The sequence below is a fragment of the Stenotrophomonas sp. VV52 genome, from assembly GCF_002893095.1.
Lineage (GTDB): Bacteria > Pseudomonadota > Gammaproteobacteria > Xanthomonadales > Xanthomonadaceae > Stenotrophomonas > Stenotrophomonas aracearum.
The window spans coordinates 71854-93567 of record NZ_PKQQ01000015.1 but is presented as its reverse complement, the minus strand read 5'-3'; the positions used below and the strand labels follow the sequence as shown (position 1 = coordinate 93567).

The 21714-nt window shown below is 64.7% G+C and carries 19 protein-coding genes and 1 riboswitch; of the genes, 5 read left to right on the top strand and 14 right to left on the bottom strand.

Features of this window, described 5'->3' with window-relative positions; genetic code table 11:
- The first annotated feature begins 223 nt into the window (after positions 1 to 223).
- Together C2U58_RS18575 and C2U58_RS18570 are read left to right on the top strand one after the other, a co-directional pair.
- Entirely contained in the window at positions 224 to 2464 is a 2241-nt protein-coding gene (locus C2U58_RS18575) for a ThiF family adenylyltransferase (RefSeq protein WP_172448192.1), read from the top strand.
- 20 nt (positions 2465 to 2484) lie between these two features.
- Positions 2485 to 3513 carry a patatin-like phospholipase family protein gene (locus C2U58_RS18570; RefSeq protein ID WP_301182361.1) on the top strand — a complete coding sequence of 343 codons (1029 nt, stop codon included), beginning with the start codon at positions 2485 to 2487 and terminating at the stop codon, positions 3511 to 3513.
- 315 nt (positions 3514 to 3828) lie between these two features.
- On the opposite strand, the gene C2U58_RS19940 is transcribed toward C2U58_RS18570, so the two are convergent.
- The 12 genes from C2U58_RS19940 to C2U58_RS18515 form a co-directional block, all read right to left on the bottom strand.
- On the bottom strand, positions 3829 to 4308 hold the full coding sequence (locus C2U58_RS19940; RefSeq protein ID WP_146033499.1) for a hypothetical protein: 480 nt from the start codon (positions 4306 to 4308) through the stop codon (positions 3829 to 3831).
- Between the two features lie 461 nt (positions 4309 to 4769).
- Positions 4770 to 6626 (bottom strand): patatin-like phospholipase family protein, encoded by a 1857-nt coding sequence (locus C2U58_RS18565; protein WP_102947204.1) that lies wholly within the window; start codon positions 6624 to 6626, stop codon positions 4770 to 4772.
- Between the two features lie 101 nt (positions 6627 to 6727).
- Positions 6728 to 7276, bottom strand: coding sequence for a lipocalin family protein (locus C2U58_RS18560; RefSeq protein WP_102947194.1), 549 nt, complete (start codon positions 7274 to 7276; stop codon positions 6728 to 6730).
- Between the two features lie 19 nt (positions 7277 to 7295).
- On the bottom strand, positions 7296 to 8369 hold the full coding sequence (locus tag C2U58_RS18555) for a class I SAM-dependent methyltransferase (protein ID WP_102947193.1): 1074 nt from the start codon (positions 8367 to 8369) through the stop codon (positions 7296 to 7298).
- Positions 8366 to 9139, bottom strand: coding sequence for a DUF1295 domain-containing protein (locus tag C2U58_RS18550; RefSeq protein WP_102947192.1), 774 nt, complete (start codon positions 9137 to 9139; stop codon positions 8366 to 8368). The genes C2U58_RS18555 and C2U58_RS18550 overlap by 4 nt, the downstream gene beginning before the upstream one ends.
- A gap of 1 nt (position 9140) precedes the next feature.
- On the bottom strand, positions 9141 to 10397 hold the full coding sequence (locus C2U58_RS18545; protein WP_102947191.1) for a cyclopropane-fatty-acyl-phospholipid synthase family protein: 1257 nt from the start codon (positions 10395 to 10397) through the stop codon (positions 9141 to 9143).
- Positions 10394 to 11161 carry a DUF1365 domain-containing protein gene (locus tag C2U58_RS18540; RefSeq protein ID WP_102947190.1) on the bottom strand — a complete coding sequence of 256 codons (768 nt, stop codon included), beginning with the start codon at positions 11159 to 11161 and terminating at the stop codon, positions 10394 to 10396. Before C2U58_RS18540 ends, C2U58_RS18545 begins: the two co-directional genes overlap by 4 nt.
- Complete coding sequence (locus C2U58_RS18535; protein WP_102947189.1) at positions 11158 to 12438, bottom strand: FAD-dependent oxidoreductase; 1281 nt, start codon at positions 12436 to 12438, stop codon at positions 11158 to 11160. The genes C2U58_RS18540 and C2U58_RS18535 overlap by 4 nt, the downstream gene beginning before the upstream one ends.
- A gap of 1 nt (position 12439) precedes the next feature.
- Positions 12440 to 13339 carry an acyl-CoA desaturase gene (locus C2U58_RS18530; RefSeq protein WP_253256785.1) on the bottom strand — a complete coding sequence of 300 codons (900 nt, stop codon included), beginning with the start codon at positions 13337 to 13339 and terminating at the stop codon, positions 12440 to 12442.
- Positions 13340 to 13492: 153 nt separating this feature from the next.
- A complete protein-coding gene (locus C2U58_RS18525) occupies positions 13493 to 14266 on the bottom strand; it encodes an anti-sigma factor (protein WP_102947187.1) in 774 nt (257 codons plus the stop codon).
- Complete coding sequence (locus C2U58_RS18520; RefSeq protein ID WP_102947186.1) at positions 14263 to 14832, bottom strand: sigma-70 family RNA polymerase sigma factor; 570 nt, start codon at positions 14830 to 14832, stop codon at positions 14263 to 14265. Before C2U58_RS18520 ends, C2U58_RS18525 begins: the two co-directional genes overlap by 4 nt.
- A gap of 70 nt (positions 14833 to 14902) precedes the next feature.
- On the bottom strand, positions 14903 to 15682 hold the full coding sequence (locus C2U58_RS18515; RefSeq protein WP_102947185.1) for a hypothetical protein: 780 nt from the start codon (positions 15680 to 15682) through the stop codon (positions 14903 to 14905).
- A 100-nt stretch (positions 15683 to 15782) separates the two neighbouring features.
- Positions 15783 to 16016, top strand: a riboswitch (cobalamin riboswitch).
- Positions 16017 to 16226: 210 nt separating this feature from the next.
- Here C2U58_RS18515 and metE point away from each other — a divergent pair.
- The 3 genes from metE to C2U58_RS18500 all read left to right on the top strand — a co-directional run bounded on the left by metE (position 16227) and on the right by C2U58_RS18500 (position 20048).
- Complete coding sequence (gene metE / locus C2U58_RS18510) at positions 16227 to 18524, top strand: 5-methyltetrahydropteroyltriglutamate--homocysteine S-methyltransferase (protein WP_102947184.1); 2298 nt, start codon at positions 16227 to 16229, stop codon at positions 18522 to 18524.
- 63 nt (positions 18525 to 18587) lie between these two features.
- Entirely contained in the window at positions 18588 to 19214 is a 627-nt protein-coding gene (locus tag C2U58_RS18505) for a nicotinamidase (RefSeq protein WP_102947183.1), read from the top strand.
- A 510-nt stretch (positions 19215 to 19724) separates the two neighbouring features.
- Positions 19725 to 20048: a hypothetical protein gene (locus C2U58_RS18500; protein ID WP_102947182.1), complete on the top strand. Its 324-nt coding sequence runs from the start codon at positions 19725 to 19727 to the stop codon at positions 20046 to 20048.
- A gap of 54 nt (positions 20049 to 20102) precedes the next feature.
- Here C2U58_RS18500 and C2U58_RS18495 read toward each other — a convergent pair whose 3' ends face one another.
- Together C2U58_RS18495 and purU are read right to left on the bottom strand one after the other, a co-directional pair.
- On the bottom strand, positions 20103 to 20741 hold the full coding sequence (locus tag C2U58_RS18495) for a LysE family transporter (protein ID WP_102947203.1): 639 nt from the start codon (positions 20739 to 20741) through the stop codon (positions 20103 to 20105).
- A 115-nt stretch (positions 20742 to 20856) separates the two neighbouring features.
- The gene (gene purU, locus C2U58_RS18490; RefSeq protein WP_102947181.1) at positions 20857 to 21708 is read right to left on the bottom strand and encodes a formyltetrahydrofolate deformylase; all 852 of its coding nucleotides are present in this window, start codon (positions 21706 to 21708) and stop codon (positions 20857 to 20859) included.
- Positions 21709 to 21714 lie beyond the last annotated feature (6 nt).

Below are 21714 nucleotides of genomic sequence, written 5' to 3'. Positions count from 1 at the left end.
AGAACCGTCCGTGATATCGGGGTAGAACCCCCCGCAGAACCTACGCGTCCTATCTTGAGAAGGTTGGTGGAAGATCCTTCCTCGTCACCATGGAAGAGCCTAACGCCAACAAGCCCAAGCCAATTGCCTTTGAGGTGGCTGCCGCAGGCGTCACATGGACGAAGGCAGCGTCGTCATTTGGCTCTGCAGCCATCGTTGCCTCCCGCCCTGCCAGGGCAGGAGCATGAGCTCGGAGTACTTTGCGCATACATTGACTGCTCTCGACGATCCAGCGGCAGTCACTTCGCGTACAAGCGCGATGATCGCCGCTGTCAAAGCTCACCGTGACTTCAAGCTCATTGAAGTAATGCGTAGCGCCAAAGTAGATGAGCTGCAGACCGTCTACCTAATGGTGGACGTTGAATGCCACGGTGTGCCCACCCACAATGAATACGGGCTCCGCTTTCGAGAGCGCCTGCTTATACATGTGCCTCAGGACGATGCGAAGGCAACGGTCGTTTGGTCAATGCGGAAGGAATTTCCGAGGCTTGCACACCAGAACAGCGTGACGTCGCAGGGCCCAGCTCAGCTCTGCTTGTACTTCGAACCGCCATCCGTTGTCGCTCGCACCTGGACTCCTTCGTCATTTCTTGCTCGGATCCAGTGGTGGATGGAGAAGAATGCCAAGGGCGAGCTGCATCTGGCCGATCAGCCTTTGGACATGCTGTTCTTTGAGTCTCGGCATGAACTGCTGATCCCTTGGGATCTTGACCAACTGGCGGCAAGGGGGAAGCTCAGTGTCATCGCTGCAGCTGCGCGTAAGAACGATGGCTGGACCCTGCGCATCGTTGATCAACTGCCTGCCAACAAGTCTCTCCACGCTACTCTGGTCAAGGTAGATCTTGAGCCCATTGAAAGCGGGATGATTGAATGGGATCCGCATACTCTCGGACAGTTGAATGAACTCTTGGCACGGCGAGGAGCGGACCTGGTTCCGCTTGTAACCGCGGCGATCCAGGCAGTAACGCCTGCAGCCGGACTCACTCGCCAGGATGAGGTTCCGAGCACGCTTGTGCTGCTCTCTGTTCCCATCAAGCGTGCGTCGACCGGCGAGGTCGAAGGAATCACCTATCGCGCCTTCTTCCTTGATGGTGGGACACTGAAGATCGGCACTATGCTCGGTGCCCTTATCCCGTATGACGGTCGATACTTCAGCTCAGTTGGTGTTGTTGGAAATCAGCCGCAGGAAGGATGGGAGTCTATCGGGCTTGATCCAGTCACCGTTCTTTGGGAGAACAGCCCTGAACGTGCACGCAGCCAGTCGGGCTTCAGCGATGCAGGGCCGCAAGGCGTATTGATCGGCGTTGGATCTTTGGGAAGTGCTTTGCTGGACCTATGGGTTCGATCTGGCTGGGGTCGGTGGACTGTAGTGGATAAAGATCATGTCCGACCACACAATCTGTCACGCCACACTGCATTCAATAGGCAGATTGGGCTACCCAAGGTTCTGGCAGTCTCCGCGAATGCCGGAGAGGTCACGCGTAACAGTTCGGCTGTGACTCCTCTCGAGGAAGACGTCCTCACCAGTACATTGCCAGAGCTGTCCCAGGCCCTCAGAAGCGCAAACCTGGTCGTAGATGCAACTGCAGACCTGGGATACCCGCGGGCGTCAGCAGTCGTGGATGATCGATCACGACATGTGAGCGTCTTCGTAACTCCCAACGGTCGGTCGGGAGTCATGATGCTTGAGGACGTCGCGAAGGAAAGGTGCTTGCGTACGATTGAAGCTCAGTATTACCGCGCCATCATCAATTCCGATTGGGGAAGAGCCCATCTTGAGGGCCATCGCGGAGCGTTCTGGAGCGGAGCATCGTGCCGTGACATCTCAATGGTCCTACCGTACTCGAGTGTGATGATTCACGCCTGTCAGTTTGCCGAGAGCATCCCGGTCCATATTGCCAAGCCCCAGGCCGCCGCGTGGATCTGGCAGCGAGATTTGAGCGGTCAAACGGAAGCGATAGAGATCCCACTGTTTGATAGGCGGATACACCAAGCAGCTAATGGTCTCAGCATCTACATGGATGAAGGCCTATACGAACATCTGCATGCTCTGCGCAGCAAGAGTCTTCCCAACGAGACGGGGGGCATCCTCCTTGGTTACCACGACTTCACGCAGAACCTGCTCGTCGTTGTAGAGGCGCTGCCGGCGCCAACCGACAGTAAGGGTACGCCCGCTTCATTTGAGCGCGGCATTGCCGGAATGCCAGAGGCCGTTGCAGAGGCACAGAACCGCACTGCTGGAATCGTTGGATACGTTGGAGAGTGGCACAGCCACCCAGACGGCTGTCCGCCAGAGCCAAGCCGAGCTGATCTTGTGCAGCTGGTCGGGCTCGCTATGGGAATGCACGAAGAAGGCCTTCCGGCAATCCAAGTCATCGTTGGAAGCCATGACATTCGTGTTGTCCAGGCGGAGGTCCAGTCTTGAAAGATCGCCAGATCGATCTAGTGCTGTCCGGTGGAGGCATCAGAGCAATGACCTTCCACTTGGGGGTCATGCGGGCGCTGGCAGGCGCTGGTTGTTTGGAGTCAGTGTCTCGGATATCCAGCGTGTCGGGAGGGAGCCTTGTCACCGGACTTGTGCTACATCGCTCTGGCATGGCATGGCCGACTTCAGAGCGGTTTCTGGAACAGATCTACCCGGCACTCCGCGATGAACTCACCTCACGCAGCCTCCAGTGGGATGCACTCCGCGAATTGTCGAGCCTGTCGAATCTCCGCTTCTTGCTGAGCCGCTCGAATCTCTTGGCAGCTGCACTGCGCCACCGGTGGGGTATTGAGAACAGGCTTAGCGATCTTCCCGCGACACCTGATTGGTCAATCAATGGGACCAATGCTGAGAACGGACGCCGCTTTCGGTTCAAGCGTGCAGACTTGGGAGATTACCTCACGGGCTACGCAACTGCGGGCAACTTCCCCCTGGCCAGCGCAATGGCTGTCTCGGCCGCCTTCCCAGGCGGCTTTGGTCCGCTTCGCCTCAGGGCGGACAAATTCAGGTGGAAGCGTCGAGCGAGCTGGAGCGATCCTGCACACGAAACGGTAGACTCCCAGCCAGGCTCTGTAATCCATCTCTACGACGGTGGCGTATACGACAACCTTGGACTTGAGCCCTTCTTTGATGCGGGTAGTGGAGAGCCGAAGGAGCCGAACGGCCACTTCATCCTGGTGTCAGATGCAGGAAGGCCCTTGGATATGGGCTTCAGCAAATACTCTCTGAATCCATTCCGGATCAAGCGCGTGGCCGACATCATGTCTGACCAGTCACATGCACTAAGGGTGCGCTCCTTTCACCACTACCTCTCTAAGAGTGCCAATAGGGGAGCAATGATCTACATCGGCAGTCCAACCAGTGGGGACCTTGCAGATCAGGAAGAGGCAAACTTCGTCGCCAGGTTCCCAACGAGCCTTATCAAGCTCACCGGAGCCGACTTCGACAGAATTGCGATCCACGGTGAAAGGCTTACACGCTTGCCCTAGCAGAACTCAAAGCCTCCATTTCCCTAGAATAGCCCCAAGGATGTGTGCGGGCGTTGTGGCGAGACATGCATAGTTGGCTTACCCCGACAAGTGCATCTCTGTTCCGTTTTGCAATCGCCCAAGCTCTGTAGGCTCGGCCTGGCTGCGACGGCTTAGATAGAGGGAGATGATGTCCACACGCTGTGTCCCTGGAGAAAGCCTCGCAGGACAGCGATCCCACATCTCCACTTCCGTTGCAGGTTCGTTCTCCGACATGAGTAGGCTCCTCCTGATTAACTTCAACAGTCACTGATGGATCGCGAGCCGGCGAGGTACCTAATCAACTTCATCCCTTGTCCAAGGCAGCGCTTGCTCTCCAGTCAGCCGCATCTTCCCGATGCGATCTGGCTTACGAGGCCCAATGCGCAGGGCCGCACCAACAAGTGATTCAAGCATGGGCTCGTACATGGACCAAACGACAAGACGATGCTCAAGCTCTAGTCGAGACCTCAGCCCAAATTGATCAGTCGCAGCAATTCCCAGACCCCCTAGCTCATCGGAGACAACTGATATTTGCTTAAGCGGCATCGCCAACTCTCCGAGCACTTCGGATATTTCATGCACAAGTCGACCGGAGTTCAGCGCCTGTGTGATGACCGCTTGTGTTGACGGAGAAAACTTGTAGCCAACGGGCGGCACCCTCGACGACCTCAAACGACTGTTGATTCCTAGCTCAAGAAGGTAAGTCTCCTTATCAAGGATGATGAAGGACAAGCCTGCATCCAAGAATCTGTCTATCAGATGCTTATAGGTCATCGGCTGCCACAACCACTGAGTCGTAGTGCTCCAGTGTTTGGTCTGCCAAGTGCTGCGCCATGATCCAGTCAATGCCCTGGCCACTGCGGAAGCCAGCGATCAGTAGACGCTTGCCGAATCCATCTATCTCGATCGCGTTGAACTCAGCGCCGATAACCTCCGTCCAGACACTTGAAAGGCAGGTGCTTCTGGGAATAGTACCTTCCCAAGTCAGTGATGCCCTGCGTCGGCGGCGAGGCCACAGGATGATATGTGATGCAAGTCGCTTTTTGGCAGCTCCCTGTCAGCGGTAATCCGGAGTCCAGAACGCGCAGAATGTTTGGCGCAGTGCCCCTGTCGTTGGCGCCCCATTTGAAATCAATGGCTTATTTCCACGCAGCGACAGTCTTTGCGGCGTTTGGATGAATGATTGGCGCAGGCGCCAATCATTTGAGCGGCGCACACCCGGCAACGGGTCGCGGTCAATAGCTCGGGGTAACTTTCATCTGCGGCAACGGCCTCGGCGCCCCATCGGTCAGGTTCGGCCCCAGGTCTTCCCACGCCTGCCCCTGATCCACCATCAACCGCCACAGCTGCTGCGACGCGCGGCGCTTCTCTTCGGAGCCGAACCGGTACGACGGAGGGTTGGGTGCACCACTCGCCACCGACTCATACGCATCCTGCCACGCCGCCACACGCTGGGTGGGGTCGTCGGTGCGCGCTACCTCCAGCGTGTAGCGCTGGTAAGCGGAGGCAAGGTTGCGCCAGCGGATCCAGTAATGATTGGCAAAGGAAAAATCGCAGAACCGCTCGCCCGCCACGCTCCCCTTCGCCGCAATCCGGCTCAGCACTTCCTGCGGCATGTCCAGGTTCATGCCCCCCTCGTCGCCCTGCAGCGACACGTGCACGATGCGGTCGCGGTAGCCCGGCGCCCTCGCCTGCAGCACATCGCGCCAGTTCTGCATGGTGGAGACGATGGAGAACAGGAAGCCGGACATCTCAGCGGCGGCCAGCGGCTTGGCGATGGACTGGTAGCTGCGCTGCCAGCCATGGCGGTTTTCAGTAGGCAGGAACACCGCCGCATTGATCGCATCCGGTGAACCCGGTGCTGCGCGCAGCGGCTCGGCCGCGTGCGGATACACCAGGTTGATGCCGAACGTGGGCCAGCGCGGCAGCGCCGCGTCGAACAGGTGGATGGGGAAGTTGCTGCTGATGCCACCATCGGAGAACCAGCACACGCGGAACGCGGCAATCACGGGACCGCAATCGTGCCCGCCACTGGTCAGGCCTTCGGTGCTGTCGGCCACGGTACGGGTGTCCTGCGACGGCACAGGATCGGCCGCCGCTTCGCAACGGCGCTCCCGCCGGGCCGGTTCGTGCAGCGGCACCGCGCTGATCAGCAGCGGGAAACTCAGGCTCATGCGCGTGGCCACCAGCACCGGCAGCTGCTCGCCTTCCAGCAGGCGGTAATAGTCCACGCCCTCCACCCGCTGCGGCGCACCGGCGCGGGCCAGCAGCCAGGCCACCACGCTGGCCGGGAACAGCTGCTCGAACTGCTCACGGCAGAACCAGAACTGCGAGCCACTGAACGGCAGCGTGCGCGGTTCGGTATGGGAGACGCAGGTGGTGATCATCTGCAGGCTGATCGCGTGCGCCCCGCCCGGCTCGCCCGGGTAACGCGGCGCGGCATGCAGGTCGGCAAAGGTCAGTGGCTCGTCCAGCGGCTTGCCGGACAGCGCCTGCAGGTGCGTGTGCAGCCAGTCGGTCAACGCCGGAGTGCCGGACCCGGACTGGGTGGTCCCCGAACACAGCCCGAGCAGGTTGCGCCGCGCCACCCGTGCAATGCGCAGCGCCGAAGCCAGCACGCCTGCCCCATACGCGCACAGCAGCGAAGGCAGCAGCGTGGCCCACATGCCCTCCACCCCGGCCGCCAGCCAGCCGATCCCCAGCAGCCCCACCAGCGCCGCCAGCAGTTCCAGCGGCGCAATGGCGAACACCGCTGCCAGCAGGCACAGGATCTTGCGCGGCAGCCCGGCCTTGCCGGTCAGCATCACCAGCAGCCGGTAGGCGGTGCGAGCGCCATAGGCAGGCTGGAACAGGCTGTAGATGAAGCCGCGCCGCGACAGCTGGGTGGAGACATCGGCCAGTCCGGGGAAACCCGCCTGCGGGCCGAGTGCCTCACCGGCCCGGCAGCGCCGGTCGCCCAGTGCAGCCGCCGCTGCCACCGCTGCGGCAATCGCGCCGGCGGAGGTGCCCCCGATGCTCTTGAACCGGTATTCGCGTGCCAGAGACAGCACCGCGTTGGGATACACGATGCCGCTGGTGATACCGCCCTTCATGACCAGATCGCAGTACTTGTCCGCCACGTCGCCGTCCTCTGCCCTCGCCAGGGGACCAGTATCCCCCAGCCCCCTCTCAGGGCCTGAGAACGGCGCCGCAGTTATTGCGTTGGCGGGGCGGTTGCGGCTGACTGCGGCACCCGGCGTACCTGCGACAGGTCGTAGCCCAGTGCGGCGATGCGGCCCATGGCCTTCTGGTAGTCCTGGTCGGACATCTGCGGGCTGCGCGACATCAGCCACACGTAGTCGCGCTTGCTGCGGCCCACAATGGTCTGCTGGTAGTCATCGTCCAGGTAGACGATCACGTACTCGGCCTTGATCGGCCACACGAACTGCATGCCCCACTCCGCGCCGCCGGTGCCTTCCTTGACCGTGCCGATAGGGTGCATCTGCTTCACCGGCGCCTGGAAGCTGCCCTTGCGGTAACTGAAAGTGGTCTGGATGCGGCCATCCGGGCGCAGCGCATACGATTCGACCGCGTCGAAGGCTTCCCGCTCGGGCCGGCTGGGAATATGGGCGATCACGTACCAGTCGCCCATGAAGCGCGGCACGTCCACATGGGCCACGGGAGGAATCGGGCGGGTATTGCCACCGCAGCCGCTGAGCAGCATGCCGGCGGTGAACAGGGGAAGCAGGGAGCGTAGTGACATGGCGTTCTCCTCGTGGCGTTCAGGCGCGGTCGAACAGGTAGTGGGCAACCATCCACTGCTGGCCCTGCTGGTAGCCGAACAGCTCAGCGCAGGCCATCCAGAACATGCGCCAGCGCTGGAACCACAGCGCGGCGGCAGCATCGCCATAGCCGGCGCGCAGCACCGCCATCACCGCGTCGCGGTTCTGGTCCTGGCGCTCAAGCCAGTGGTTGGCGGTGCGCTCGTAGTGGGTGCCATCCACCAGCCAGCGCTGCTGCAGGCGCAGGTGCTGCTGGAAATGCAGCAGGGTGTCAGCCGCCGGCATCAGGCCGCCGGTGAAGAAGTGGCGGCCCATCCAGTTGTCGTCGCCCTCGGTTTCGAACGGGTACATCAGGGTGCGGTGCACGAAGATGTGTACGAACAGCTTGCCTTCCGGACGCAACCACTGCTGGATGCGCTGCATCAGCCGTGCATAGTTGCGCATGTGCTCGAACATCTCGATCGACACGCAGCGGTCGAAGCTGCCCGGGTCCAGCACCAGCTGGTTCACGTCGCGGGTCAGCACGGTCACGTTCTTCAGTCCGCGCGCGCGGCACTGGGCCATGATGTATTCGCGCTGGCTGTTGGAGTTGGACACGGCGGTGATGCGCGCGCCGGGCAGGCGTTCTGCCATCCACAAGGTCAGCGAGCCCCAGCCGCAGCCCAGCTCCAGGATGTCCTGGCCATCGGCCAGCTGGGCGCGTTCGCCGTACAGCGACAGCATTGCCTCCTCGGCCTGGTCGAGCGTTTCGCGGCCGGTGGGGTAGTAGCAGCTGCTGTACTTCAGGCGCGTACCCAGGCAGTCCTGGAAGAACGCGGCAGGCACTTCGTAATGCTGGCGGTTTGCAGCATCCACGTGCAGGGCCACCGGGCTGCGCGACAGGCCCACGATGCGCTCGGAGAAGCGCTTCGCCTGTGCTTCCACGCCACCGGCACTTTCCTCGCGCAGGCGCGCTTCGCACTGGCGGCGGATGCCCAGCCGCAGCAATGCGTCCGGCAGCAGGCCTCGCTCGGCCAGGCCGGTCAGCCCGGGTGCGTAGTCCGGCAGCGGCAGCGATTCACGGGCGACATTCACGGTTTGGACTCCTTGGGAAACCACGGAAACAGCATCGGGGTGCTGCGCTGATAGGCGCGGTAATCCTCGCCACGGCTGCGCAGCGCCTGCGCTTCGGTAAACGGAATGCCGCTTACCCAACGCAGGAACACATACATCACCAGCGGGCCAGACCAAGCCAGCCACCACAGCGGCGAATGCACGGCCAGCAACACGTAGGTGAACCAGTGCAGCCACTCGAAGAAATAGTTGGGGTGCCGCGAGAAACGCCACAGCCCGTCGCGGCAGGTCTTGCCTTTGTTGGCCGGGTTGGCGCGGAAGCGCGCCAATTGGCGGTCGGCGAGCGATTCACCGCCTACGCTGAACAGCCACATCGCCACTGCGGCGATGATCCAGCCCACCGGCAGGTCCGCGCTCTGCGACACTGCCACGAACGGCAACGCGAACAGGACGACCAGCAGCGCCTGGAACTGGAAGAAGCCGAAGATCTTGCCCTGGTGCCCGTTCCAGTGTTTGCGCAGATGCTGGTAGCGGCCATCTTCATCCTCGCTGCGCACGCGCTTCCACAGGTGCAGGGCGAGCCGCGATCCCCACAGCCCGCCCAGCACCGCCAGCGCGATGCGTGGCGCCGTTGCGCCTTCTCCGAGCAGGGCAGGCAGCAGTGCCGACGCGCCTACGCCCTTGGCCCAAAGCACGTCGACTACACCGATGTTCTGGTGACGGCGTTGCCACCACCAGCCCCAGCTCATGATGACGGCGGCATACAGCCAGACCCAGAGCAGGTTGATCATGTCAGTGGGTTCCCGGAATGTCGGCCGGCCGGTAACCGGGACGCGCGAACAGCAGCTGCGAGACACCGATGGAGCGCTCCAGGAAGCCGCCTTCGCAGTACGCCAGATAAAACTCCCACAGGCGGATGAAACGCTCGTCGAAGCCCTGCGCGCGAACCGCCGGCAGCTGCGAGAGGAAGCGCCGACGCCATGCGCGCAGGGTGAGCGCGTAGGACTGGCCGAAGTCGTGCTGACCGATCAGCTGCAGGTCGCTGCTGCGGGTCTTCGCGGCCAGCATGGCGCTGAGTGAGGGAATGAAGCTGCCGGGAAACACGAAGCGCTTGATGTAGTCCACGCTGCCCAGCGCCTGCTGGTAGCGGTGGTCTTCGATGGTGATGGCCTGCAGCAGCGCCAGGCCCTCCGGCTTGAGCAACCGCCCCAGCCTGGCGAAGTAGGTGTCCAGGTACTGCGCACCGATGGCTTCGATCATCTCGATGGAGGCCAGCTTGTCGTACTGGCCGTCCAGGTCGCGATAGTCGTTCAGCAGCACGGTCACCTTGTCCTGCAGTCCCGCCCTGGCCACCCGCTCGGTGGCCAGGGCGTACTGCTCCCTGGAGATGGTGGTGGTGGTGACGTGGCAGCCGTAGTGAAGGGCGGCATACACCGCGAAGCCGCCCCAGCCGGTGCCGATTTCAAGGACACGGTCGCCGGGCTTGAGCTGCAGCTGTTCGCAGATGCGCGCCAGCTTGCGCTGCGATGCCGCTTCGAGCGTGTCGCCGGGGTCGGCATACAGCGCCGAGGAGTACATCAGGTCGCTGGACAGAAACAGCGAGAAGAACGCGTTGCCCAGGTCGTAATGCGCGGCGATGTTGCGGCGGCTGCCTTCGCGGGTGTTGCGACGCAGATGGTTCCAGCCCTGCAGCAGCCAACCGCCCAGCCGCGCCGGGCCGCGCTCCATGCCATCCAGCAGCGCGCGGTTGCCCACCAGCAGTTGCACCAGTGCGACCAGATTGTCGCAGCGCCAGTGGCCGGCGATGTAGGCCTCGCCTGCACCCACGCTGCCCTGCGCCGCTACCGCGCGGTAGAACGCCGGGTTGTCCACCCATACGGTGACCTGCAGTGGTGCCTCTGCGTCGCCCAGGGTGACATCGCCCAGCGCGTCGCGCAGGTGCAGCCGTCCACCGTGCAGGGGTGCCAGCTGCGCCAGCAGGCGGCGGCGCAGGAAGGCCTCCAGCGCGCTTGGCTGGGGCAGCGCCAGCGGTTGGGTCATGTCGTTCATGGGGTCTTTCCAGCAATGGAAGGGTGGTCGTGCACCGGGTTGCGCTTGAGCCACAAACGCAGTGCCTGCCAGTGGATGGCGGCCACCACCTGCACGGTCATCAGCGGGTAGCGCAGCAGCACGCGGGCCAGGCCTGGGCCGTTGAGCGGATGGCGCTGCAGGGCGAGGTCGGCGTCGAACTGGCGCTCGCCGTCGCGCCACACCTGCATGTGCACGTGCAGGTCGTTGCCGGGGGCGGTGAAGCGCCAGCGGTACTCGCAGTCCATCGGCATGAACGGCGACACGTGAAAGCGTTTGTCGAAGGTCCAGCCCAGCGCACGGCCGTGCGCGTCGGCCTCGCTCACCGGCAGCACGTAGGCATGGCGTTCCTTCCACGGCGTGTTGGTGATCTCGGCCACGATGCAGTCCAGCGTGGTGCCGTCGGCGGCGTAGCAGTAGTAGAAGCTGACCGGGTTGAACACGTGCCCGCCATAACGCAGGTGGGTCAGCAGCCGGATCGGGCCGACCGGTGCGCGGCCCAGTGCTTCGGTGATGCGGCCACGTACCGCTTCGGCCAGCGGCTGGGCGGGGTCGCCCAGGTAATCGCTGCGGCGAAACTCGGCCAGGTTGCGGCGTCCGACCGACCAGAACCAGCGGCGGTTGAACACCGCATCGATCTCATCGAGGTCCAGCAACAGCTGCGCCACCGGGTAGTCGAACGCGTGCGCTTGCGGCGCGTGCCGACGGTGCTGCATGCGACCACGGTAGATGGCGCTTGCGGTCATGCGGGCATGCCCTGCGACAGCGGCCAGTAGGCTTCGGCTTCGAGCAGGTGCAACGCGTCCGCCACCCGGCACGCGCTGCGGATGCCATCTTCGTGGAAGCCCCAGCCCCAGTACGCCCCGGCGAACCAGGTCCGCCGCCGGCCCTGCACTTCAGACCAGCGCGCCTGTGCACGCACCATTTCATGGTCGTGTACCGGGTGGGCGTAGTGCAGGGTGCGCAGGATCTTGTCCGGCGCGATCGCCTCGGTACGGTTGAGCGTCACCACCAGCGGGCTGGGGGTGTCGATACCCTGCAGCGCGTTCATGTAGTAGCTGACAGAACACGGCGCCATCGGATCGCGCGGCACATGCGCATTCCAGGCGGCCCAGGCCTTGCGATTGCGGGGCAGCAGGGAGGCGTCGGTATGCAGTACCACTTCGTTGGGCTGGTAGCGGATCGCGCTGAGCACGCTGCGCTCGATGGGGTCGGCGTCGGACAGCAGCGCCAGCGCCTGGTCGCTGTGGCAGGCGAGCACCATCTGGTCGAAACCTTCCAGGCCTTCGGCGGTCAGCACGCGTACCCCGTGCTCGTGTCGCTCCACCCCCAGCACGCGGGTTTCCAGCCGCTCACGCACCCGCCAGCGCCGACGCATCGCGTCCACATAGCGCGCCGAGCCGCCGGTGACCACGCGCCATTCCGGACGACCGCTGACCTGCAGCATCTGGTGGTTGGCCATGAACTGCACCAGGTAGCGCGCGGGGAAATGCGCCAGGCTGGCGATCGGCGCGGACCACAGTGACGAGGCCATCGGCAGCAGGTGCTCCTGGATGAAGGCACCGCCGTAGCGGCCCGCGTCGAGGAACTCGCCCAGCGACGGCCCTTCGCCGCCACTGTGCAGCAGCTTCGGCGCTTCGCGATAGAAGCGGCGCAGGTCGCGCAGCATGCCCCAAAAGCGCGGCGAGGCCAGGTTTCGGCGCTGGCAGAACAGCGTGTCGAGCGAAGTTGCGTTGTACTCCACGCCGCTGCGCTCGCTGTGCACCGAGAAGCTCATCGTGGTGGGCTGGGAGGCCACACCCAGGTCGTTGAACAGCGCCGTCAGCAACGGATAGTTCTGCGGGTTGAACACGATGAAACCCGTATCCACCGACTGCAGGCGTCCATCCACCTGCACCAGATGGGTGTGGGTGTGACCGCCGAGATAATCGTTGGCTTCGAACAGCGTTACTTCATGGCGCCTGCCCAGCCACCACGCGCTGGCCAACCCTGCAATGCCTGACCCGATCACGGCAATGCGCATGTCAGTGCTCCGCCTTGGCCAGCACCCACGCCGGCACCGGTTTGAGGTCGCGCACCAGGCGCAGCGCGGACATCGCGCGCAGCCCGTACCAGGTGATGTCCACTTCCCACCAGTAGAAGCCCTGCCGTGCAGTGCCCGGGAAGAAGTGGTGATTGTTGTGCCAGCCTTCGCCGAAGGTGAGCAGGGCCAGCCACAGGTTGTTGCGGCTGTCGTCGCCGGTAGCGAAACGGCGCCGTCCGAAGCGATGGGCCAGCGAGTTGATCGTCACGGTGGCGTGGAACAGCACCACGGTGGAGATGAAGAAGCCCCAGACCAGCATCTGGCCGCCGCTGGTGCCCAACCCGGGAGCCATGCGCTCAAGCAGCGCGCCCAACCCGAACAATCCCGCGGCCAGCGCTACCGGCACCAGCGTGTCGAAGCGGTCCAGCCAGCGCAGTTCCGGGTAGCGCACCAGGTCGGGAATGCGCGCCCAGTCGGTACGGAAGCCTTCGGTGGTGAGGAACCAGCCCATGTGGCTCCACCAGAAGCCGTGCACGGTGGGCGAATGCGGGTCGGCCGCGGTTTCGGTGTGGCGGTGGTGGTTGCGGTGGTGCGCGGCCCACCACAGCGGACCGCGCTGCACGCTGGAGGCGCCGATCACCGCGAACACGAATTGCACCACGCGCGAGGTGCGGAAGGTGCGGTGGGCGAAGTAGCGGTGGTAGAACGCGGTGATGGCGAACATGCGCACCGCATACAGCGCCAGCGCCACGCCCACCGTCACCCAGGACACCCCCACCCAGATCACCGCCAGGCAGGCCAGGTGCATGGCCACGAACGGGATCGCCCGCAGCCAGTCCACGCGGTTGCCGCCAGTGCCCGCCACCGGTTGCTCCGCGCCGGTATCGAACCAGCGCAGCACGGTGGCCCAGCGGCTGCGCGGTGCGCAGGCGGGGGTATCGGGGGTGGAACGGGACTGCATGTCGCGCGTCTCCTGACGGGTTCATCAGGAGATACGCAGGCCCGCCGCGTTTGGATGCACCCCTTCCGAAATTAAATCCGGAAGGGGTGGGGCTTACAGGTTGGCGATATCGCCCTTGGCGATGATCGGACCGGTCGGAATGCCCTGCGGCGCGCCGCCTGCCGGTTCCAGCGTGATCGCCAGCGTCGAGCCGTTCACCAGAACATCACGCAGCGCCTCGGGCACCGCCACAGTGTGGGCGCGGTTGATCGAGACCAGACCCAGCGAGCGCGGCGTACCGCCGGCCGGGATCAGCCACAGCTCGGGCGCGCGCCCTGCCGCGTCGGCCGCGGCCGGTACCGGCACCATCAACACCTTGCCCTGCGCTTTGTCGACCGAGGCCAGCCAGCCGGGCGTGCCGTCGTCGCGCAGCAGCGGGGTGACCGGCTTGGTCGCCTGCTCCGGCTCGGCCGGGGTCGGTGCCGGGGTGACGGCGACCGGGGTAACCGGTGCGGGTTCCTGCAGCGGCTGACGGTTGAACACCGCTACCAGCGCCAGGGCGGCGGCCAGGGCGGTCATGCCCTGCCAGAACCCGGTGCGCTGCCACAGCTTGGGTGCGACTACCGCTGCCGGCCAGCCCAGCGCGGTGCGGATGCGCGGCCACACATGCGCAGGCACCGCTTCGCTGCCGAACGCGTCCAGCAGCGGCGCCAGCCGGTTCTGCCACTGTTCGACCAGGCGGGCAAAGCCCGGGTCCTGGGCGATGCGCTGTTCCAGCTGGCGGCGCTCGGCGGCGTCCTGCACGCCCAGCACATACTCGCCCGCCAGGATGTCGGCGCTGGGCGGCTGTTCGTCGTCGAATTCGTCGTGAAGGTCGCGGATGTTCATCGTTCCAGGCACACCCGCAGTTGGCCAAGGCCGCGCCGGATCCAGCTCTTCACCGAACCCAGCGGCGAACCGATGCGACGGGCCAGCTCTTCATAGCTGGAGCCGTCCAGGAACGCCGCGCGGATCAGCGCGCGGCGCTTGCTCTCCAGGGTTTCCAGGCACTGGGCCAGGCGCGCGCGGTCGGACGACTGCTCGGCGGCCTGCGGTGGCTGGGCATCGCCGTCGGGCAGGTCATCGATCACCGAGAGGTCGTCCATCGCGCGCGGCGGCGCGGCGCGCAGGCGGTCGATCGCGCGGTGGCGGGCGGTCATGGAGAGCCAGGTCATGGCCGAAGCCTTGGCGGGATCGAACTGGCCTGCCTTGTTCCAGACCGAGGAAAAGACGTCCTGCAGCACGTCTTCGGCGTCGTTGCGGTCGCGCAGCAGCTGCAGGCAGATCGCGAACAGTCGACCGGAAGCGAGCTGGTAAACCTGCTCGAAGGCGTGGCGGTCGCCGCTGGCCACCTGCACCAGCAGCCCGTTGAGGCGTGCGGCTGCGGCGGTATCGGAAGCATCCAACTCAGGCATCGAGAACTCGGTGTCGGCAAGGCGCGTGCCTGCATGGTCGTTGCTCTTTTGACTGGCTGCAAGAGGGTATTCAGCTGTCGCATATCTTCACCAGATCCTGCCCCCTGGCCGTGGCAAGCTCGGCCGCAGTGGCGGCCGCAGGCGCACTGGGGAACTCCACGCGCACCTGCGGATAGCGGCCCTTGGCGTCGCGCACGTTGCCGGTGCCGGTGAACTGCAGCAGGCGCTGGTCCGCGTTGGCGTAGACCAGCGTGACTGCTGGCACTGCGAAGCCGAACCATGCGTCCAGTTTCATCTGTAGTTGCTGCGCCGGTTGGCCCTGCCAGGTGGTTGCGCCGGTGCGCTGCAGTTTCAGCGGCACCAGGCGTTGACGGCTGGGCAGCACGAACTGGAACGCCACCGGCTTGCCCTCGCGCAGGGCGGCCCAGTGGCCGCGTACGGCTGCGTCGAAGCCCGCGTCGACCACTGCATCGTTCGGCACTACCAACGTGCGGCTGACCGGCGTTGCAGTAGCCGAACTGCGCAGGTACACCGTGCGAGACGCGCCGCTGCCACGCACCCCTTCCTGATAACCATCACGGCCATCTTCCAGGCTGAAGTCCGGCGTCTGCGCGCTCCCCTGCGGGGTCATCCACTTGCGCGCGAACGGGCGGCCATCGGCGCAGCGGTACAGCACCAGCCGCGACTGCGCGGTGGGTGGGCCCTGCAGCCAGTGGGTTTCGCGGTAGAGCAACGTGTTTCCCTCGGCGGAGAACGCGCGCCCTTCCTGGCGCTGGACGGTTTCGGCACCGGCCAACAGCGGGCACAGCAGCAGAAGCAGCCCGGCAGGAACTGTGAATGAGCGGCGCATGCCCGTTTCCAGAGGGAGGTCGTGGAGAGATACGGGGGAAGAGGCGTGGCGGATGCAGTGGCATAAGTCTCCTCCCCTTGACCCCATCCCCCAATCGGCCTACCTTGTGCTCGCCGAAGGTATCCATCTCTTCATGCAGATGAAGGGATGGGTTTAAACGGGAATCCGGTGACGGTGCCTTGCGCACCCATTCCGGAGCTGCCCCGCAGCGGTGAATGGAAACGACACCTGCCAACAGCACTGGGCCTTGCGGCCTGGGAAGCGGCAGGGAGTAGGTGGGCGTTCGCGCCCGTGTCCATCAGCCCGAATACCGGCCCCGGCCGGAGGACACGACCGTCCTCTGATTCGACCTGGAACGTCCGCGGGGAGGTTGCCGGGGCCTGACGCCTTGCACAGTGCAGGGCGCTGCCCCCGTGCGTCCGCTTCGCGGCATCCGGTTCGCCCGCGGGGGCGAAGGTCGCTGGCGGGGCGGGCACGGCAGCAATGGCGTGCGGGCCGCGCAGTTCCTTCGTTCCTCAATGCCTACGCAATGAGGATACGTTTCATGACCACTGTTACCAATCTGGGCTTCCCCCGCATCGGCGCCAAACGCGAGCTCAAGCGCGCGCTGGAAGCGTTCTGGTCGGGCCAAAGCAGCGCCACTTCTCTGCTGGACACCGCCGCCGGCCTGCGGGCCACGCACTGGCAGCTGCAACGCGATGCCGGGGTGGATGTTCCGCCCAGCAACGACTTCAGCCTGTACGACCAGGTACTGGATGCCGCCTTCCTGTTCGATGCCATTCCGGCCCGCTACCGCGCACTGGCCGACGCCGACCCGCTCACCGGCTACTTCGCTATGGCGCGGGGGCTGCAGCGCGAAGGCGTGGACCTGCATGCGCTGGAAATGACCAAGTGGTTCGACACCAACTACCACTACCTGGTGCCCGAACTGCAGGCCGGCCAGGGCTTCGCGCTGCGCGGCGACAAGCCGCTGGCCGAGTACCGCCAGGCCAAGGCGCTGGGCATTGAAACCCGTCCCGTGCTGATTGGCCCGGTGACGTTCCTGCTGCTGTCCAAGACCGTGGATGGCAGTCCCGCGCTGGACCTGCTGGATGCGCTGCTGCCGGTCTACGTGGACCTGCTGGACCAGCTGCAGGCGGCCGGTGCACAGTGGGTGCAGCTGGACGAACCGGCGCTGGTGCAGGATCTCAGTGCCGAAGCGCGCGCTGCGTTCACCCACGCCTATGCGGTGCTGGCGGAAGCCAAGCGCCCCAAGGTGCTGGTGGCCACCTACTTCGGCGCGTTGGACGACAACTTGGCCTTGGCCGCCTCGCTGCCGGTGGATGGCTTGCATGTGGACCTGGTGCGTGCACCCGAACAGCTGGACGTGGTGATCAAGGCGCTGCCGGCCGGGCGCGTGCTCTCGGCGGGGCTGGTCAATGGCCGCAACATCTGGCGCACGCATCTGGACAACGCGCTGGTGCTGGCACGCTACGCCCACGGCCAGCTGGGCAGCGACTGCCTGTGGCTGGCGCCGTCGTGTTCGCTGCTGCACAGCCCGGTGGACCTGGACCATGAGAAGAAGCTGGACGACGAACTGCGTGGCTGGCTGGCGTTCTCGAAGCAGAAGCTGGGCGAGCTGCGCGTGCTGGCCGACGCCATCGATGCGCCGGCACGCGCCGAAGCTGCATTGGCCTCCTCGCGCGAGCGCATTGAATCGCGCCGCCGGTCGCCGCGCGTGCACAACCCCGCCGTGGCCGCGCGTCTCTCCGCGCTGACCGCAGCTGATGCGCAGCGCCATAGCCCCTATCCCCAGCGCCATCTGGCACAGGCTGCCGCATTCAAGCTGCCGCGCTACCCCACCACTACGATTGGCTCGTTCCCGCAGACGCAGGAAGTGCGCGAGGCGCGTGCGCGCAACAAGTCCGGCACGCTCTCCGACGCAGACTACGACGCCTTCCTCGCCACCCAGACCGAGCACTGCGTGCGCATCCAGGAGCAGATCGGGCTGGACGTGCTGGTGCATGGCGAATTCGAGCGCAACGACATGGTGGAGTACTTCGGCGAGCAGCTGGAAGGCTTCGCCTTCACCAAGAACGGCTGGGTGCAGAGCTATGGCTCGCGCTGCGTGAAGCCGCCGGTGATCTACGGCGACGTGAGCCGCCCGCAGCCGATGACGGTGCGTTGGTCGCAGTACGCACAGTCGCTGACCGACCGGCCGATGAAGGGCATGTTGACCGGCCCGGTGACGGTGCTGCAGTGGTCGTTCGTGCGCGACGACCAGGCGCGCGCTGATACCTGCCGACAGATCGCACTGGCACTCCGCGATGAGGTGCTGGACCTGGAAACGGCCGGCATCGGCGTGATCCAGATCGACGAACCGGCGATCCGCGAAGGTCTGCCGCTGCGTCGCGCACAATGGCGCGAGTACCTGGACTGGGCGGTGGAAGCCTTCCGGATCAGTGCGAGCGGCGTGCGTGACGCTACCCAGATCCACACCCACATGTGCTACTCCGAGTTCAACGACATCATCCACTCGGTGGCGGCGATGGACGCCGATGTGATCTCGATCGAGACCTCGCGCTCGCGGATGGAACTGCTGGATGCTTTCGTGAAGTTCCAGTACCCGAACGAGATCGGGCCGGGTGTGTACGACATCCATTCCCCGCGCGTGCCGGACAAGGAAGAGATGCTCTCGCTACTGCGCAAGGCCGCCGAGGTGCTGCGACCGGAGCAGATCTGGGTGAACCCGGACTGCGGACTCAAGACCCGCGGCTGGAAGGAAACCCGGGCGGCGCTGGAAGCGCTGGTGGCTGCGGCGCGGCAGTTGCGGGATGAGACGGCGGACGCGAACGCGGCCTGACGCGGAATCCGGTTCAGGGGTGTCCGCTACACTGGGACACCCCACCCCCGCATGACGCCTGACATGAGCCAATTCCCCGCCGACGTTGCCCTGGTCGTGATTGATCTGCAACCGGACTTCATGCCCGGCGGTGCGCTGCCCTGCGTGGACGGCGATGGCATCGTGCCGGGCATTGCCGCGCTGCTGGCCCAGCGCCGGTACCGCACGGTGGTGGCCACGCAGGACTGGCACCCGGCGGATCACGCCTCGTACGCGAGCCAGCAGCCGGGCCAGCTGCCGTTCGAGACCATCCTGCTGCACGCGCAGCCGCAGACGCTGTGGCCGGATCATTGCGTGCAGGACACGCCGGGCGCGGCGCTGCATCCTGGGGTGGACTGGACGCCGGCGGACCTGATCCTGCGAAAAGGCACGCGGCGCGAGGTGGACTCGTACAGTGCGTTCCGCGAGAACCATGGGCCGGACGGGAACCGCCCGCCCACGGGTCTGGCCGGGTGGCTGCATGAGCGTGGTATCCGCGAGGTGCATGTGTGTGGGTTGGCTCGGGACTATTGCGTGCTGTGGAGTGCGCAGGACGCAGTGAAGTCCGGGTTCCGGGTGAAGTTTCTTTGGGACCTGACGCGGCCGGTGACCGAGGCCAATGATGGGATGGTGCGTGAGGCGCTGGCCAAGGCGAAGATTGCGATCGTTTAAAGGGCGCGTGTGATCCGGCGGTGCGTGGGACACGCATGGCGTGTCGCTACGCAGCTTCGCGCGCAAGCGTAGTGACACGCCACGCGTGTCATCGCGGACCCAAGCGGAAGCCAGCGCACGAACGGCCGTTAGCGACAGCGCTACATGAGCGCACATCAAAATTCTTCGACATTCCAACGGGCGTTGAACCGTTGATTCTGCGACCTCTGTAGCACTAAAAATGCCGCGCCAGCCAATATCCGGCCCACTTGCGACGCACCATAGACGCGGCGTATCGATACACCGTTATCCTTAGGAAATGCCAACTTCTCTGTCATTGAGCAGCTGTGCATCGTGTTGGCTCGGGGTTTGATATCCCCTCGTTCGACTAATGAAAGTATGCAGTTCTGCGTCGGGTGGGTGGCGAATACAACACCCCGTGGGGAAATAAGTCACACCGTTGGTCGAACGGATATCAACCTCCCGACTCCCTCGTCGCCGACGAGGGAGTACTTCCAAGGGAGTACTCGCATGAGCAGTTCGAAGATGGAATCGTCCACCGACCCCAACCAGCAGGTCGGCATCGGCTGGCACCAGCCCAAGAGCATCCGCATTTCCGCCCTGCAACACCCGGCCGGCAACATCCTGCCACCTGGACTCTTCATTCCCCGCCTGCAGCTGTGCGGGGTCTGGCTTGAACGACTGGGGCTGAAGGTGGGTCACCGTGTATGGGTGGAGACCTCACCCGGCCGCGTGACCCTGATACTGGACGAAACCCCAGTCCCCCTGCCCTACCGCTATCGCAAGCACGAACCAAGGAAGAAGCGCTCACGCAAAGCGGATGAGGAACGGTAGAGCCGGGCCCTGCCCGGCTGGCCCCAGGTAGCGCCGGGCTCTGCCCGGCCGCTTCTACGCCATGAACACCAACCGCAGCGCGAACCCGATCAGCAGCACGCCCATTACGCGCTCGAACCAGTGGCTGGTGCTGAGGAACTTCTGTCGCACGGCTGCGGTTGAGAAGGCGACGCTGACCAGTACGAACCATGCGGCGTTGACCAGGCACATCCATGCGCCGTAGAGCAGCTGGATGGGCAACGGGGTCTTCGCGCTGACTATCGTGGTGAACACCGCGAGGAAGAACAGGGTTGCCTTGGGGTTTGTGGCATTGGTCATGAAGCCGATGACGAATGCCTGCCTGAGGCTTTGCTGCGCTGCCTCGGGCTTCCCGTCGGCGACTACACCACCCGCACTGCCCGGTTTGCTGGCGAGGAATTTCACGCCCAGGTAGAAGATGTACGCGGCGCCCAGCCATTTGGCTGCAGTCATCAGCCACGGGGTTGTGTGCAGGAGCGCGCCCACGCCGATCAGGGTGTAGATCACGTGGACCGAGATGCCTGCGCCGATGCCGAGAGAGGTGTAGATGCCGGCCTTGCGGCCGAAGCGGACGCTTTGGCGGACGGCTACGGCGAAGTCAGGGCCCGGGGCTACGACCGCGAGGAAGTGGATGACGGCGAGTGCGAGGAACTCTCCCCAGTAGGGTGATGACACGTGTTGCTCCGGGGTGCTGTCGGGGAACCTATTGTCGCTGAGGAGCCGGCCGGCGGCCGGCACTACGGGGTCACGCGCCGGTGTGTTTCCAGTGCCACGTGTCGGATGGAACCCGTTACCGGAACACTACCGTGCGGTGGCCGTTGAGGATGATGCGGTGCTCTACGTGGCGGCGGACGGCACGCGCGAGTACCTGCGATTCGGTGTCGCTGCCGAGGCGGACCAGATCGCGTGGGGTCATTGCGTGATCGACTCGTGCGACGTCCTGTTCGATGATCGGGCCTTCGTCGAGGTCGGAGGTGACGTAATGTGCCGTGGCGCCGATGATCTTGACGCCGCGGGCGTGCGCCTGGTGATACGGCTGGGCACCTTTGAAGCTGGGCAGGAAGCTATGGTGAATGTTGATGGCGCGGCCGGCCAGGGTCTGGCACAGGCGCGGTGACAGGATCTGCATGTAGCGGGCCAGCACGACCAGGTCGATCTGCTCGCGTTCTACCAGATCGATGATCTGTTGCTCCTGCACGGCGCGATTGTCTGCGTTGACCGGCAGGTGATGGAACGGGATGCCGTAGGAGCCTGCCAGGGCGCCGAAGTCTTCATGGTTGGACGCTACTGCGGCGATGTCTACCTGCAGCTGGCGGCTGTGCGCGCGGAACAGCAGGTCATTGAGGCAGTGCCCCTGCTTGCTCACCAGCACCAGCAGGCGGGCACGGCGGCGGGCGTCGTGCAGTTGCCAGTCCATGTGGAAGTCGGTTGCCAGGCCTGCCATCCGGTTCTGGATGGTTTCGATGGGCTGGCCCGAGTCACGGTCGAAATGCACGCGCAGGAAGAACCGGCCGCTCTCGTCGTCACCGAACTGCTGCGCATCGAGGATGTTGCAGCCCTGCTCGAACAGCAGGCCGGAGACGCGGTAGACGATCCCGGTACGGTCCGGGCATGAGAGGGTGAGGATGGAATCGGGGCGCATGGGTCG